The 15,753-nt window shown below is 41.2% G+C and carries 15 protein-coding genes; 2 read left to right on the forward strand and 13 right to left on the reverse strand.

The window, feature by feature from the left end; translation table 11 throughout:
• Positions 1-222 precede the first annotated feature (222 nt).
• The 5 genes from dnaJ to ABDW32_RS06500 form a co-directional block, all read right to left on the reverse strand.
• A complete protein-coding gene (dnaJ, locus tag ABDW32_RS06480) occupies positions 223-1,377 on the reverse strand; it encodes a molecular chaperone DnaJ (protein ID WP_077434796.1) in 1,155 nt (384 codons plus the stop codon).
• Positions 1,378-1,387: 10 nt separating this feature from the next.
• A complete protein-coding gene (locus tag ABDW32_RS06485; RefSeq protein ID WP_343560586.1) occupies positions 1,388-1,936 on the reverse strand; it encodes a nucleotide exchange factor GrpE in 549 nt (182 codons plus the stop codon).
• A 158-nt stretch (positions 1,937-2,094) separates the two neighbouring features.
• The gene (locus ABDW32_RS06490) at positions 2,095-2,775 is read right to left on the reverse strand and encodes an ATP-binding cassette domain-containing protein (protein WP_077434792.1); all 681 of its coding nucleotides are present in this window, start codon (positions 2,773-2,775) and stop codon (positions 2,095-2,097) included.
• A gap of 5 nt (positions 2,776-2,780) precedes the next feature.
• On the reverse strand, positions 2,781-2,984 hold the full coding sequence (locus ABDW32_RS06495; protein WP_046672891.1) for a hypothetical protein: 204 nt from the start codon (positions 2,982-2,984) through the stop codon (positions 2,781-2,783).
• 55 nt (positions 2,985-3,039) lie between these two features.
• Positions 3,040-4,053: an acyl-CoA reductase gene (locus tag ABDW32_RS06500; RefSeq protein ID WP_343560589.1), complete on the reverse strand. Its 1,014-nt coding sequence runs from the start codon at positions 4,051-4,053 to the stop codon at positions 3,040-3,042.
• Between the two features lie 157 nt (positions 4,054-4,210).
• Here ABDW32_RS06500 and ABDW32_RS06505 point away from each other — a divergent pair, with 157 nt between their 5' ends.
• Positions 4,211-4,561 carry a 4Fe-4S dicluster domain-containing protein gene (locus ABDW32_RS06505; RefSeq protein WP_077434788.1) on the forward strand — a complete coding sequence of 117 codons (351 nt, stop codon included), beginning with the start codon at positions 4,211-4,213 and terminating at the stop codon, positions 4,559-4,561.
• A gap of 174 nt (positions 4,562-4,735) precedes the next feature.
• Entirely contained in the window at positions 4,736-6,172 is a 1,437-nt protein-coding gene (locus ABDW32_RS06510) for a cation:dicarboxylase symporter family transporter (RefSeq protein WP_343560592.1), read from the forward strand.
• Between the two features lie 173 nt (positions 6,173-6,345).
• Here the strand turns inward: ABDW32_RS06510 and ABDW32_RS06515 are convergent, their stop codons facing one another.
• The 8 genes from ABDW32_RS06515 to ABDW32_RS06550 all read right to left on the reverse strand — a co-directional run bounded on the left by ABDW32_RS06515 (position 6,346) and on the right by ABDW32_RS06550 (position 15,721).
• Complete coding sequence (locus ABDW32_RS06515; RefSeq protein WP_343560594.1) at positions 6,346-6,726, reverse strand: YchJ family metal-binding protein; 381 nt, start codon at positions 6,724-6,726, stop codon at positions 6,346-6,348.
• Between the two features lie 11 nt (positions 6,727-6,737).
• Entirely contained in the window at positions 6,738-7,550 is an 813-nt protein-coding gene (gene metQ / locus ABDW32_RS06520) for a methionine ABC transporter substrate-binding lipoprotein MetQ (RefSeq protein ID WP_343560596.1), read from the reverse strand.
• A gap of 199 nt (positions 7,551-7,749) precedes the next feature.
• The gene (gene metI, locus ABDW32_RS06525; protein ID WP_343560598.1) at positions 7,750-8,403 is read right to left on the reverse strand and encodes a methionine ABC transporter permease MetI; all 654 of its coding nucleotides are present in this window, start codon (positions 8,401-8,403) and stop codon (positions 7,750-7,752) included.
• Positions 8,396-9,415: a methionine ABC transporter ATP-binding protein gene (locus ABDW32_RS06530; protein ID WP_343560600.1), complete on the reverse strand. Its 1,020-nt coding sequence runs from the start codon at positions 9,413-9,415 to the stop codon at positions 8,396-8,398. Before ABDW32_RS06530 ends, metI begins: the two co-directional genes overlap by 8 nt.
• Positions 9,416-9,581: 166 nt before the next feature.
• The gene (locus tag ABDW32_RS06535; protein WP_343560602.1) at positions 9,582-10,442 is read right to left on the reverse strand and encodes a fumarylacetoacetate hydrolase family protein; all 861 of its coding nucleotides are present in this window, start codon (positions 10,440-10,442) and stop codon (positions 9,582-9,584) included.
• A gap of 58 nt (positions 10,443-10,500) precedes the next feature.
• A complete protein-coding gene (locus ABDW32_RS06540; protein ID WP_343560604.1) occupies positions 10,501-11,433 on the reverse strand; it encodes a TIGR01777 family oxidoreductase in 933 nt (310 codons plus the stop codon).
• Between the two features lie 353 nt (positions 11,434-11,786).
• A complete protein-coding gene (locus ABDW32_RS06545) occupies positions 11,787-12,617 on the reverse strand; it encodes a DUF3347 domain-containing protein (protein WP_343560606.1) in 831 nt (276 codons plus the stop codon).
• A 728-nt stretch (positions 12,618-13,345) separates the two neighbouring features.
• Complete coding sequence (locus tag ABDW32_RS06550; protein WP_343560608.1) at positions 13,346-15,721, reverse strand: hypothetical protein; 2,376 nt, start codon at positions 15,719-15,721, stop codon at positions 13,346-13,348.
• Between the last annotated feature and the right edge of the window lie 32 nt (positions 15,722-15,753).

A 15,753-nucleotide genomic window follows, 5' to 3' on the forward strand; every position in this document is an offset into this window, starting at 1 on the left:
ATTTTATTGTCACTGTATTGTCTGGATATTTTGCTGAACTCGTAAATTAAAGTGGTTCAATTAATTAAATTTTGTTATTTTTTAATAAACATCGGTTTGTTTTTTGAATTTCTATATTGAGTTGACTTTTTGTTTATATTTGTCAGTTTACCGTAAGAAAGCAAAAAAAAGCGCCATTGATCAATTTGATCAATGGCGCTTTTGCTATCGGTTGATTCGAATTTATTCGAAGTATTCTTTGATACGTTCAAAGAATGATTTTTCACTTTTACCGGGTTGTGGTTTAAAGTTTGGTGATTCTTTCAGCTTATTCAACAATTCTTTTTCTTCGTTGGATACAACTTTTGGCGTCCATATATTCACATACACAAGTTGATCACCTTTATGGTAAGAATTGACTTCAGGAATACCTTTTCCTTTCAGACGTAATATTTTACCGCCCTGAGTTCCGGGTTCGATTTTTATTTTAGCTTTTCCATCAATTGTCGGAACTTCGACACTGGTACCTAATGTGGCATCCACAAAATTAATGTACAGATCATAGATCACATTCAGGCCATCGCGTTTTAAGCTTTCGTGCGGTACTTCTTCGATTAATATAATAAGATCTCCGGGAACACCACCGCGAGGTGCGGCATTTCCTTTGCCACTCATGGAGAGCTGCATACCTTCGCTTACGCCGGCTGGGATATTAATTGCGATAGTCTCTTCGCCACGTTCTAATCCTTCACCTCTACAGGTCGTACATTTTGCCGTGATTTCAACACCTTCACCGTTACAGGTAGGGCAGGTGCTGGTGGTTTGCATTTGTCCAAGAATAGTATTCGTTACCCTACGTACGGATCCAGAGCCACCACAGGTTTTACAGGTATGGAAAGAGGATTTATCTTTTGCACCTGAGCCATCGCAGCTATGGCAGGAAACCTGTTTGTTAACTTTTACTTTCTTCTCAACACCTTTGGCGATTTCTTCAAGAGTCAATTTAACTTTAATACGCAAGTTGCTTCCACGTGCGACACGACGTCCACCGCGCTGACCGCCACCACCACCGAAGAAACTCTCGAAAGGGTGTCCGCCACCAAAAATATCACCAAATTGGCTAAATATATCTTCCATATTCATGCCGCCGCCACCACCGTAGCCTCCGCTTGCGGAATTGCCGGCATGGCCAAACTGGTCATAACGTTGACGTTTCTGTGGATTGCTCAAGATATCGTATGCCTCAGCAGCCTCCTTAAATTTTTCCTCAGCTTCATGATCACCGGGGTTTTTGTCCGGGTGATACTTAATCGCTAATTTGCGATAGGCTGATTTAATCTCCTTCTCGTCCGCTGAACGCGCGACACCAAGTATATCGTAATAATCTCTTTTTGACATCGTCTTAATATTATTGACCTATAACTACTTTTGCGTGACGGATCACTTTGTCACCCAGGTAGTATCCTTTTTCAATGACATCCACTACTTTATTTTTTAAATCTGCTGTAGGAGCTGGAATAGATGTAATCGCTTCTTGTAATTCAGGATCAAATGCCTGACCCACAGTTTCCATTTCTTTTAATCCGAGTTGAGATAATGTCTGTCTTAATTTGTTGTTGACAATCTCCATTCCTGTTTTAACGGATTCTACGTCTAAAGCAGTTTCCATTGCGTTTAATGCCCGGTCAAAATCATCTAAGGTCGGTAATAATTTACTGATCACATCTTTCCCTGCGGATTGAATCAATTCAACACGTTCTTTACTTGTACGTTTTCTATAATTGTCAAATTCAGCAGAAAGACGAATATATTTATCCTTAGCCTCTGCCAATTCTGCGGCCAACTTTTCTTCGGCAGACAATTCTACCGGATTATCGGAAGGCTGCTCTTGTTGATCAGAAGAATTCGTTTCTACTTGATCTTGACTCTCATCGTAATAATTATCTTGCTCATTCATATCTTCAATGCTAAAATAGATTCAAAAATTTTCTATATCTTCTTTTCTCAAAGTTTTTGCCAAACAATAAAATTCCGACAGCTTGTCAGATTTTAATAAAATAACCTAACAATTTGTCGGAATTTGCAAAAATGTCTTTTTAGTTGTCAGTTTTTCACTTAGATGCTGACATTGTCCTGTAGGATGCCATCTCCAGTTTTAATAATTCGGGAAGGCATATTACGGATAATGGTATAATCGTGGGTGGCCATTAAAATTGCTGTTCCGGAATTGGCGATGTCACGGAGTAAAAGGACAATTTCCTCTGAGGTAGCGGGGTCGAGGTTTCCGGTAGGCTCATCCGCAAGGATAATCTCTGGGTTATTCAGCAGCGCACGGGCGATAACGATCCGCTGTTGCTCACCACCGGAAAGTTCATGGGGCATTTTCTTTAGTTTTGAACGGAGTCCAACTTTCTCCAAAACGTCCAGGATGCGTCCATCGATCATTTTTTTATCTTTCCAGCCAGTGGCTTTCAGCGCGAATTCCAGATTTTTTTCTATCGTCCGGTCTGAGAGTAAATGAAAGTCCTGAAAGACAATACCCAATTTCCGGCGTAAATAGGGCACATCATTTTCATGAAGTTTTTTGAGATCAAATCCGGCGATCATTCCCTCTCCGTTGCCGATATATAAATCGCCATAGATGATTTTTAATAAACTACTTTTTCCACTGCCAGACTGTCCGATAAGGTAGAGAAATTCTCCCTTACCAATACTTAAATTGACATTGGATAAAACTAAATGTTTCTGTTGAAAGATATCAACGTTCTTTAATGTAATTACTTTATTTTCAATCATGGGCGTTAAAACTCTAATTTTTTAATTTGACCAAAAGGCATTTCTCTCACCAATTGCATGATATATTCCGCCTTTTCTCCCAATCCGATCTTGTCTAGGGATTTGTCAGGTCGATCCACTCTAAAATATGCCAACAAGGTGAAGGCATCATCTCGCAGCTGCACATAGTCGGGAATTTTGGCGACACCTTTTACTTTAATGATATACATGATTTCAAAGTTAGCATTTTTAATGCAATTTCTTTACTACGAATTTAACGGAAGCTTACGGGTTTGCAAATAAAAAATCCAGCGTATTTATACCGTCTGCATAATCGTCCAGGGCCGGGCATTGACTTTCACCGAAATGAAAAACCGGGGACTGTATGTTCAATGGGACCTCCGAGACGACACACTGGATCTGTTCAGCTTGCTGCTTTAGTTCCTGTTCGACATCTTCAAGGGAACTGTATTCCTCGTAATAAACCACGGATAGCGGGGAGGCCATACGCGGATCCTGTTTGAGCAGCAGAAATCCATTGTCAAAATGCTTATCGCCGTTGATCAGATAGATGGATTTATTATAGTCGTAATTATTATTGTATTTAAAGTGTTCGGATACGTCTTTATAAGCCGCTATTCCTTCAAAAAAATGCGCTACTGCATACGCTTTTGGAATGAAAAGCTTGGAAACCGAGCGGCAGCCGAGGCCGAAATAGTCAAAGATATCGTGACCTAGGGCTTCCAGCTGGGCCGGGGATTCCTGTCCTGTAATGACAGCAACGCTGTTTCTATTGCGGCGGATAATATGTGGTTTAGATCCAAAATAATAGTCGAAATAACGAGCCGTATTGTTTGAACCCGTTGCAATCACGAGGTCGAAGTCTTTGAGTTTATCGACGATTTCAAACGCTGCCGCAAAGTCAGGTTCCAGTTGTTTTAGACGATTGAGCACATAAGTCGTTAAACCGGCATCATCTGAGGATAGTTTAATTTTCGCTTTGAATCCACTGATTAGGACACAAAGGATGTCATGAAATCCGACAAGAGGTATATTTCCGGCAAGGATTAATCCTACTGTTTTAGTTGATTCGATATCCGGGTAGTTGTGTAGCCAATGATTCAGTTTTTCCGCCGTTAAGTTGGATGAAATCGCATGTAAGGCTCTTTCAACATTTTGGCGGGTATACCAAGGGTTTTTATGCTGTGCCAGTTGAATGATCTGAGTAAGATCTTCAGGTTGCACCTTCAACAGTTCACCCAGTTTTACAAACGCATTTATTCGTTGTTGCTTTGTCAAAATATTAAATTTTTAAAAGATGAATACACAAATTTGTGTTATATTTGTGCTGTTAACATTAATCAACGTGAATCAACTAGCCTTATTGTACAATCAGACTTTGTTTTCATATTGATAATGCAAAAATAGTTTATTTATCATAATTGTGAGGTTATAAATGGCGATTAAAATTACAGACGAATGCATTAACTGTGGTGCTTGCGAACCGGAATGCCCAAATAATGCAATATACGATGCTGGTGTAACTTGGAAATTCTCAGATGGTACTGCTTTGGATGGTGTTATAGATTTTGGTGACGGCGTTACGCTTGATGCAAATGAAGCACAGGAAGCAATTTCAAATGAAGTTTATTATATTGTTTCGGATAAATGTACGGAATGTGTGGGTTTTCATGATGAGCCACAATGTGCCGCTGTTTGTCCGGTAGATTGTTGTGTGGATGACGAAGATGTACGGGAGTCCAATGATGAACTATTAGCGAAAAAAGCTTGGTTACACGCGGAATAATCTATATTCCGTTAAAATATAGAGCAGGGTAAGAAATTATCCTGCTTTTTTTTGCCCCTATAGCATTTGACGAAATCGGTATTTTGTTGCGAAAGTTGGGCTATTTAAATAATATTATTTGCAAAAGCATAGTATTTTTTTATTTTTGTTCTTTTGACCATTAAAATCTTTTAAATGTTAAAAACCAAAATAGGGTTAATCACCCTCATCACAGTTACATTAGCTTGTATCATTGCTGTATTGTACGAATCTAAAGTTGTGGGCTTTTCGCATGAATTTCTAATGGCTGTCCGTTGGATAGTTGCCACGGTTTTGGTTGTGAATGCGCTTTATAAGAAAAATTTGACTACCTGGATCCTGACCTGTATGATCCTGGGGATTTTTGTGGGATTGGATTTCCCTAATCTGGCAATTTCTTTGCAGCCATTGAGCAAGGGCTTCATCAAATTGGTAAAAACAATTGTTGGACCTATTCTTTTTGCTACACTGGTTTATGGTATTGCGGGGCACTCTGATTTGAAGCAGGTGGGGCGTATGGCTTGGAAGTCCATGTTATATTTCTTCTGTGCGACGACCTGTGCGATTTTTATCGGTTTGGGTGCGATCAACCTCACCCGGGCAGGTGTAGGGGTGGATGTTGCGCACATGCCACATGAAGAGTTACCGGCCCCTAAAGAGAGTTTGGACCAGCATGTACTGAAATCCCTCCCGGATAATGTACATCCAGTTTATAAGTTTACGGCATTTATTCGCGATCTTTTTCCGGAGAATATCGTCAAGTCTGTCGCCGATAACCAGGTGTTACAAATTGTTGTGTTTTCGGTATTATTCGGAATTGGCCTTGCGATGGTTGATGAGAAGAAACGGAAGCCTTTGGTGGATTTTACGGAAAGTATGTCGGAGACGATGTTTAAGTTTACGAACATCATTATGTATTTTGCTCCGGTTGGGGTGGGTGCTGCGATGGCCTACACGGTTGGACATCTCGGTGTTGATATTCTGAAAAACTTATTTATGCTATTGGCGACATTGTATTTTGCTTTGTTTTGCTTTTTGACGCTGGTCTTACTTCCTGTTGCACTTTATTTAAGGATTCCGGTCAAACGTTTTATCAACGCAATCAAAGAGCCGGTATCTATTGCTTTTGCGACAACAAGCTCGGATGCTGCTCTGCCAAAAGCCATGAGTGCCATGGAGAAGTTTGGTGTACCGCGTAAGATCGTCTCATTTGTGATCCCAACGGGTTATAGCTTTAATCTGGATGGAACCTCCCTTTATTTATCGTTGGCCTCAATTTTCGTCGCACAGGCAGCAGGTATTCATTTGTCATTTGGGCAACAGTTGATGATTGCTTTTACCCTGATGATTACCTCTAAGGGCGTTGCTGCTGTGCCTCGTGCTTCATTAATTATCTTAATCGCAACCGCGGATCAGTTTGGTCTCCCGACCTTTGTGATTGCTGCCATTCTGGGGATAGACGAATTGATGGATATGGCGCGTACCTCTGTCAATGTTGTGGGTAATTGTCTCGCAACGGTTGTTGTCGCGAAGTGGGAGGGAGAATTTGATGAAGAAGCACCTTACCGGGAAGATACCGAAGAATTGGTTTAATGAATATAGCAATTACCTTATAAAAAAGCGGCTCCAATGCGTTATGTGTTGGAGCCGCTTTTTTTTCTGACAATGTCTGTCTTCTAGTGGTCAACAAGCACCTTGGTTTTCACAGCTGTTGATGCTTATAAGGGATAAGAGTATGGAGGTTTTGTCGATTGATCGAAGGTAACCTATCGACCGTCTACATAATACCAAAGCTTACCCTGTTGTTTAAATGTGGATTTTTCGTGATGAATCTGCACCTCCATTGTTGCGTCGAGATAATGGGCTTCAAATTCCACTGTTGAAAAAGTTGTTTTCAGGATAGTTAACTGCATCCACTTATTTTCCTCTGCCCATTGCTGAATCGCATGCTTATTTTGAAATCTCCGTGTTGTCGGGTGGAATGTGTTGTACAAAAAGTCAATGTTTCCTATCGCAAAAGCGCTATAACGTGCCCGCATAAGCATTTCAGCTGTTGTAGCCTTCGCATGGCTATCGTGGATCTGTAAACAGCATTCGCCAAAAGTTGAACCGGAGCCGCAGGGGCATGAATCAGTTGCTGCTATCATGTTTTTGGAGCTTACCAGCCTTTTATGGCGCCGTTTTTAAATACCTTCTTCGCTGTTGCTTCGACTTCAGGAGATTGATAGGACTGTATAAAATGCTGTACTTTTTCGTCATTTTTGTTATCTGCCCGGGCAACAATTAAGTTGACATAAGGTGATTCTTTATCTTCTGTAAACAAACCTTGTTTTTCAGGGTCCAGTCCGGCCTGTGAAGCAAAGCTATTATTGATAATCGCAATGGCGACCTGAGGGTCATCAAGCACACGAGGGAGCTGGGGGGCTTCCATTTCGATAATTTTAATCTGTTTCGGATTGCTTACAATGTCTGTGACTTTGGGTTGTATGCCAACATTTTCCTTTAAGCCAATGATTCCCTCACGCTGAAGAAGTAGAAGTGACCGGCCACCGTTTGTTGGGTCATTTGGAATGGCAATGCTGGCTCCGAGTTGAAGCTCTGTAATGGTTTTGATCTTTTTGGAATAAGCAACAATCGGAAATACAAATGTATTTCCTACAATGGTTAAGTTGGTAAAACCGCGCTGTTTGGATTGCTCCTGAAGATAAGGTTGATGCTGGAATACATTGACATCGATATCACCTTGGTTCAGTGCTTCATTGGGGACGACATAATCATTGAAGGCAACGAGTTCCACATCTAGATTGAACTTTTCTTTTGCAACTTTCTTAGCCGTCTCCGCAAGTTCCTTTTCGGGTCCCGTCACCACACCGACTTTAAGGGTATTTTCCTTCTTTTCCCTGTTGTTACAAGCTACAATAGCCGTTAGACTAAAGGCTAAGATTGCAAATGCGTAGTTCAATTTTTTCATCTGTTTAATTTGTTTATTCATTAATCAATTTTCCCTTTAAGGCATTCATGCTGCCTTCGGCGGTTTTAGTTGTGATGAAGCTATCAGATTTATTCGTCGAGTGTATGTTTAAGCGGCATTCATGAGCTCGCTTTGTTCGGTTATTCACTCCATAGTATGATCGAATAAATCATGATGGTTTCATATGATACAATTTATGTTAACGATGGTTTACTTTTTTTGATATGTAATCGCCTGTATATTGCAACAGGAATACAATTAAAATTAACAAAATTAGGACAGCATTCATGATAAAGGTGTCATAACCGACATAGCCGTATTGATAACCAATCTGTCCCAGCCCGCCCGCTCCGACAGCACCACCCATAGCCGAATAGCCTACAAGTGTAATTAACGTTATTGTTGCATTGTTGACCAGCGAAGGTAAGGCTTCCGGAAGCAATACTTTAAAGATTACCTGCCGGGTACTTGCACCCATTGCCCTGGCCGCTTCAATTAACCCATGTGGAATTTCCAATAAGCTGTTTTCCACCAAACGTGCGATGAATGGAGCTGCACCAATGCTTAAAGGGACCAATGCTGCTGCCATGCCTATAGATGTTCCTACGAGCTGACGCGTAAATGGAATCATCCATACAATAAGAATAATGAATGGAATAGACCGGAACACGTTCACTAGCAACGAAACAATCTGGTGCATTGTTTTGTTTTCCAGCAGTTGATGTTTCCTGGTTAGGAATAGGTAAATCCCCAGCGGCAATCCGATCACAAAGCCAAAGAAGCCTGAGAGGAAAGTCATCATTAACGTTTCAAACGTTCCTGATAATAGTAAATTCAGTACCTGATCAGACATAACCCAATATTTTAGTTTGCGGATGCTGTTCTTTTAAATAGGAGAGGCTAGCTATCATATGTTCGGCGTCGCCTGATAATTCGGCCAGTATAACACCAAATTTCATCTCTCCAACGTAATCGATCTGTGCGGTTATAATATTTGTTTTGACCTGATAGTGTTGTTCCAGTTGTTGTATAAATGGAATGGAATCCTCACTTGAGGCCATATAAATCTCGACAAGTGGATTACCTTTATCTTTTAATCGTTCCTGAAAACTTAGGGGGATATCGACCTGCAAAGAGGATTGGATAAAGTTTTTGGTGGTTTCTTGCTGCGGGTTGGCGAAAATGGATTCAACGGATCCGCTCTCAATCAAAAGTCCCTGATCCAGTACGGCCACTTGATCACATATCCTTTTGATCACATCCATTTCATGGGTGATCAGTAAGATGGTAAGTCCCAGCTGCTTGTTTATCTTTTTTAATAAACTGAGTATAGATTTCGTTGTAGCCGGGTCCAGTGCACTGGTAGCCTCGTCACAAAGCAGGATATGGGGATCATTTGCGAGTGCACGAGCAATTGCTACCCGTTGTTTTTGTCCGCCGGATAAATTCGCCGGATAACTCTCGGCCTTATCATCCAATCCGACTAGATTGAGTAATGCCGAAACTTTTTCGCGGATAAATGCCTTAGATCTACCTTCCAGTTGCAGCGGAAAAGCTATATTTTCAAAAACTGTCAGTGACGACAACAGGTTGAAATGTTGGAAGATCATGCCGATCTTTCTTCGTTTCATCATTAAATCCTTGGATGACATGGACATCAGGTCCTCATTTTCAATAATGACTTGACCTGTATCAGGTCTTTCCAGTAGATTGACGCAACGAATTAGCGTGCTTTTACCAGCACCCGAGGCCCCTATAACGCCAAATATTTCTCCTTTGGCAATGGATAGGGAGAGACTCTTCAATGCATCTATTCGTTGGGATTTAACCTCGAATGATTTAGATATGTTGTTCAGTTGAATCATTGACCCTGTAGGGATTTATGCATTTATGTTAACAAAGTGGATGTCGCTATAAATGTACACAAATGCGGTTGATAAATTACAATGAAATGACGAAAAAATAGCCATTAAGCCGATCTTTCCAGACAAAAAATAAAGACAGGAAAGATCGGTCCCTTAGGATAGGATGTTAGGATAAGGGATGAGCAGATATCACTTGTTTCCCGGATCCAAGTCCCTCTATACCGTATTCAATAATATCGCCATCGAGAAGGAAGCGTTGTGGGGATTTTCCCATACCCGAACCTGCCGGTGAACCGGTTGAGATGATGTCACCTGGAAGTAAGGACATGAACTGGCTCAGATAGGATATTAACTTAGGCACGCGATAGATGAAATCGCTGGTGTTACCGTCCTGCATAAGTTCGCCATTTAATTTAAGCCAAATTCGCAAATTATCGACGTCTTGGATTTCATCTTTTGTAGCAATGAACGGTCCAATTGGAGCGAATGTATCGCAGCCTTTGCCCTTGTCCCAAGTACCACCTCTTTCGATCTGAAACTCCCGTTCAGTTACATCGTTATGTAATACATAGCCAAAAACATGATCCAATGCTTCCTCTTCGCTAACATAGGATGCTTTTTTACCGATAACAATTGCGAGCTCCGTTTCCCAATCGGATTTCACCGAATTTTTAGGTAATGTAATACCATCGAAAGGTCCATTAAAAGCGGAAACAGATTTCATGAACACAATGGGTTCTGCGGCCTGTTGCAATTTGGTTTCCTTAACGTGATCGTCGAAGTTGAGTCCCACACAGAGAATTTTGGAAGGAGCTTCTAGGGGAGTGCCAATGCGCTCGTCCGCAGCGATCTCTTTTAAGTTGTCGTAATTTTGTTCTACATATGCTTGAAGTTTTTCCAAATTTGCCGTATTTGCAAAGAAATCACGGTTATATTGAAAATTTCCTTCTGAAACATCATATTTCTTTTCATTTAAAATGACTCCCGCCTTTTCGGAGCCCTTTGCGCCATATCTAAAGATCTTCATAAGCCGCAAATATACGGATTTTGTCCCGAAAAGGGCTTGAATTAACGCGAATTAACAATTAACCGATGTGTAAATTATCTATACAATTATTGTCCAAAGTGGGGTATTTAAAAGGAAATTTTTCTTGCAGTATCTTTTTGTTACTTACCCAGGTTCCGTTGAGCACCATTTCCTGTCCTTTTTTTCCAAACATCAGTTTGATCAGGAAGGCAGGTACCGGAAATGGAATGTAGCCGATGCCGAACCGACGTTTGGCAATCCGCTTGGTGAACTGACCAAGGGGCATCGGATCAGAGGAGCATGCATTGTAGACGCCTGCGAGGGCATTGTTTTGGATTGCGAATAGCAGCATGCGGGCGAGGTCTTCCATGTGAATCCAGCTTAGCATCTGTTTGCCCGAGCCCAAAATAGGACTTAGTCGAAAACGAAGCAGCTGGTTGATTTCTTTTAGTAAGCCCTGATCTTTGCTGATTACCACACCGAACCGGAAGACAACAAGCCTTTTACCGAGCGTTTCAATTGGTTTTACACTGTCTTCCCATAGATTACAGACCCAGGATAAAAATTCACCACCTTGGGGATCTCCCTCTTCAAAGGGTTTTTTCTGATAACTGTCATCGACACCATACCAACCGGTCGCAGATGCTGATATAACAGTTTTTACCTGATTTGGAACCTGTTTTAATGCCTGGTAAAGCAGCTGTCCGCTTTCTACACGGCTTGATATAATTTCTTGTTGATAGGCCTTGGTCCATCGTGATCCATTGAGATTGGCGCCAGCTAAATTGATGATATAATCCGCTTCCTGGATCGATCTTGTATCGATGACCTGTTTTTTGGGATCCCAATGAACATAACGCACATTTGGTTGGGCCGGGAAAGCCTTTGGGTCCCTCGTTAAGATGATCACTTCATAGAAGTTGGCGACCAATAACTTGGTCAAATGAAGGCCAATAGCACCCGTTCCCCCTGTAATAATTACTTTTTCCATGGATTAATCTCATCTTATTTGATCACGATATCGTTACTCTTACCTTTTGGATAATCAGCGCGATACTCCTCCTAATATACTATTTTGAATCAATAAAAGAAGGTATATTTTAAGGTTTATCCTTTTAACATTTCAGTTTTTATTTCTGTTATTTACAGTCCGTTTCCAAGGTGGCAGACTCAAATGTGGGAAATGTGGGGGCGGGAAATCGACCGAAAGCCCTTTCTGATAATTAAGGAGGGGGTGGGAGGAAAGCGAAATCGTCCGGAAAACGACAGCAATGAGTAAAAGCAGATCGCTAAAAAGGTCCGTCTGCGCAGCAGACGAACCTTTTGTAGCAGCTTTGGTATCGTTTATTGTATGGTTTGGATTGTACTTCCACATGTTAACATTTGAGCACCATAATATGGATTTTTGACCTCTTTATCGAGACTTAACCAAGTAGCGCCCTTGCCACTGTTAAACATAGGGCATTTTTGTTGATAAACGGGAAGTGCTGGTTTGGAACTTTTTGCCAGTTTATAAACCTCATCGGAAAGCGATACAAATGCCAAGCGTTGTTTTGCAAGATCCTTCGCGTTCTGAAGTGCCTTGCTGTGTTGTGCCAGCGAATTTGCCTGTGTTTTCCATACCTGTTGCTCAGTCGTTGTCAGGGATGTCGATTTTAACGTGGTTAGCAGGTTTGACAGTTTCGCAGCGCCAGCAGTGACAGCCTGATGATCAGCGGCGATAAGGGCGTCTTTCAATACGAAATACTGATCATAAATGGGCTGAAAGTTGCCCGCCTTAGCAACAGATGAATTCTCAGCGCTTTCTTCTTTATTTTCATGGTTGGCTGGTGGAGCGCTCAATGTTCTGTCGTATTGACAACATCCATGTAGCTCGGCGTAAGTCGTTGCCGGAGCTAGGTATTTTTCATTGTCATAACCTGCCAGTGCAATGTTTTTCAGGACCGCATCCAAAGAGGTTTTTTCGGCATTAAAAGACACCTTTGCTGTTTGGTTATCCTCGTTCCAATCTACTTTGGAATCCGCTGAATTTCCGGCTTTTTCTATTGTTTTTTTACACATACCACAGTTGCCACTGATTTTGACAGTTTGTGTTGTCATGGCGGTATTTTGTCCGTAGCTGTATAGGCTGCTGGATAAAAGGCAAATTACTATAATATTATTGAGTAGTTTCATCTATTTTAATTTTGTGGATTACGTACATTGATTCCTGCGAAAAGTGATCTATTTATTGGCTCGCCCCTGGCAGGTGCTTAAATTTTCTCTTAATTGATAGGGAATATACTTGACAAAAAAGTTTTTGTTAGTGCTGTTTAAGCTATTTTAGGCGGAACCCATGGATAGAAATAGCCCTCCGAAAGATAGGTGCACAATAAACCGCTATATAATTTTTTAAAGATTGAAAAGGAAATTTTGGGTAGCTGAACGGGAAGGGTGGACACCGCGAGTATACTTGTCGCTGCGGCGCAATGACAATTACAATCCCGACATTGCTTACGCTGCTGACATAGCTTTTTTTTCTTAGCTTTTTGGCAACAATCCTGTTTTTTGTTTGCATGTTCCGGACTGTCTATCGGGCAGGTATTAGCTTTGCTTTGATGGCAGGGAAATACTATGGCCGGTTTGGCCCATAAGCCAATAAAAAGAATTAGTCCGATGAGATATTTTAGTGCTACCACAATTCAAATATAGCTTTTTTTGGATAAGTATTAAATCTGCCATTGGGATGGCTGTCTCTTATTCAGGTGTTGACTTTGGAGTGATCGTGGCAGCAATAGGGAAAACACGTCTTATGGGCGAAGAACCTGGGTATGCATGAGCTGGGTATATTACATAGAAGCGTAGTAAACAGTCTGATATGTTTACTACGCTTCTTATATTCTTTAAGTTGGGCGCGAAGTTCGCTAGAACTTAAAGTTTGATAAGAAACCCGGTTTCTTCCAGGTTCTTTTATATTCGTCTGCCAGCGCGCTATGGTCTGAATAAGCCAGTACTTCATTGAGTAAACTGTGTGCTTTTTTTAGGTTTCCCGTTTTGTAATTAACAAGTGCTTCAGCCAACTTTATAGATTCACAATCGTCATCATAGCCCCATTCATGTTGCGCATAGATGCTGTTAAAGACCATTACATTGCGGTTGACTTCGGCCAGGTTTTCCTGTTCAGCAAGCAACATGGTTCCGAATTTTATCCAAAGTACATAATCTTCGGGATCCATGACGGTGGCGACCCAAGCATCATGACGTTGAAATACTTCTGCACCCGATCTAAATTCGGAGAGGAAATAGTGCCCTTTGATAATCATATATAAAGTCTTTGCTTTATCAAAGTCATCGATAATAAATTCCTTTTTATTTTTGAGGTAGGTCTTTGCAGCGGTAACGATCGCGCTATAGTCTGATACCTCATTGTAAAGCTGCATAAGGATATATTGCGGTTGTGCTTCATGCGGATATTGCTGAGCCATATCGTTATAATACTGAATACGGTAATCGCGTTCGTAAGGCTCAAGAATAGCATAAATTACATTTTCCACACCGTTTTTAGCCGCTTCAAAATCCCGATAATGATAGTCGTTCAAGGTAGGATGATTGACGTAGAACTGATAGATATGCTCCAGTAGATATTGCGCTTCGGCACGTATGTCTGACGAAAGTCCCAGATGATAATTTGCTTCAAGCTGATACACAAACATTTTATAGCAACTTGGGAATACCAGATCTGATTCATCCTCAGCAGATTGTTCTTCTATTATTTCATCACGCATTTCATTGAGGTCGCTCAAAGTGACTTGGTAGGTGTCGAAATATAGTATGAGGGCTTCTTTTAAACGTTCATAATCCTCCAATTTAGACAATGCGTCTGTTCGCGTCTGATGTAGTTCTTCAAATTCTGAGTAGTTTAGCCCTTCAGTTGCGATTTGATAACTCTCTTCGAGGAGATCCACATTCTTTAATGCGACGGCGAGATTATTGCAATTCATTGCACGATTGTGGCTGCCACCGAAATAATCACTTTCATATTTCCCCTGTTCGAAGTAAGCAGCGAAGGCATCATAAGCCTGGCGGTAAACAGCAAGGTAAAGCTGCCGCATGGCCAGCGTATCTTCGGCTGATAGCTCTTCCAGACTGTCGACAAAGTCAGCTAAATGGACGCCTTCATTATAGAGTTCGCGTGGTAGGTCATCAAAAGTCGGAACCTGCATAAGTACTTCGCCCGTTGTTAGGTAGGTACATTCAACGAGGCGCCGCCATGAAGTTGCATTCCATTGCCTTTCGCCCAATTGACGGAGATAAGGTAATGCGGCTTCATATTGTCCTTCATCATACAGGTATGCGGCCGCAAAATGATAGCCAGTGTAGAAGTCAGGATATTGATCAATGAGTTTTAAGGCGTGTAAATAGTAATAGTCCAAAGGAATACCGATATCTTCCGAATAATTGCGTTCGATGATAAGCTGATAATAGAATACCGCCGGGTTTTCATAACCGTCAGCAATAAGATCTTCGAAGCGGCTGTGCCATTTGACCAGTTCCCTGTGGATATGTGCAGCTGAATTTTCTCCTCTGATAAGCTTTAACAATACTTTTAAAGCCAGGTCGATATTGTTGTTTTCATAAGCGATCTCGGCAAGGTCAACATATTGCATCTCATTGCCGCTGATGAAGTGATCAAATTCCTCGGCGATTAAATTCGTTAGCGCGGCGCCCGAAATCTGTTTGGTACGGTCTAGGAGATATATTTTTTTTATCCAAAATATAGAGAAATTCTGATCGGCAGCTTCGCGGTTATCCTTAAACGCTTTACGGAAATAAGCAATGCCTTCGTCCAATACAGGCAATAGGGCAGTGTCATCCTGGAGACTTTCATAAATATCCGCCAGGAATCCGTAGCCATAGGGAGCCATTTTCGGTATAGCGATCAACCTTTTTGCATAGCCGATAAACTCCTCTTTGTTGTCCGCATTGATGTGTTTCCTTGGACGATTGATCTGTTCCAATCTGGTCTGATTATCGAGGACATAATTTAACATGTGATAGAGTGTTGTTTCATTTTCCGGCTCTATAAGAAGTGCTTTTTGAAAATAAGGGATCATCTTCTCCTGTATGATATCAAAAATAGCTTCGTGTCCTTCGTAGAATACCTGGTCGTGATAGGCAACTGCGAGATGTGTCCAAAGAGGGACATCCTGGTCATCTTGTTTTAATTGATTTTCAGCTTCAATGATAAACAGATCAAGCTGTCCACTGTAGAATAAATCGTATATATTATTATCTTCCATTTTTTACTTCTTTATGTGTTGTTCCAATCGGT

The organism is Sphingobacterium sp., assembly GCF_039596235.1.
In the GTDB taxonomy this organism is placed as follows: domain Bacteria; phylum Bacteroidota; class Bacteroidia; order Sphingobacteriales; family Sphingobacteriaceae; genus Sphingobacterium.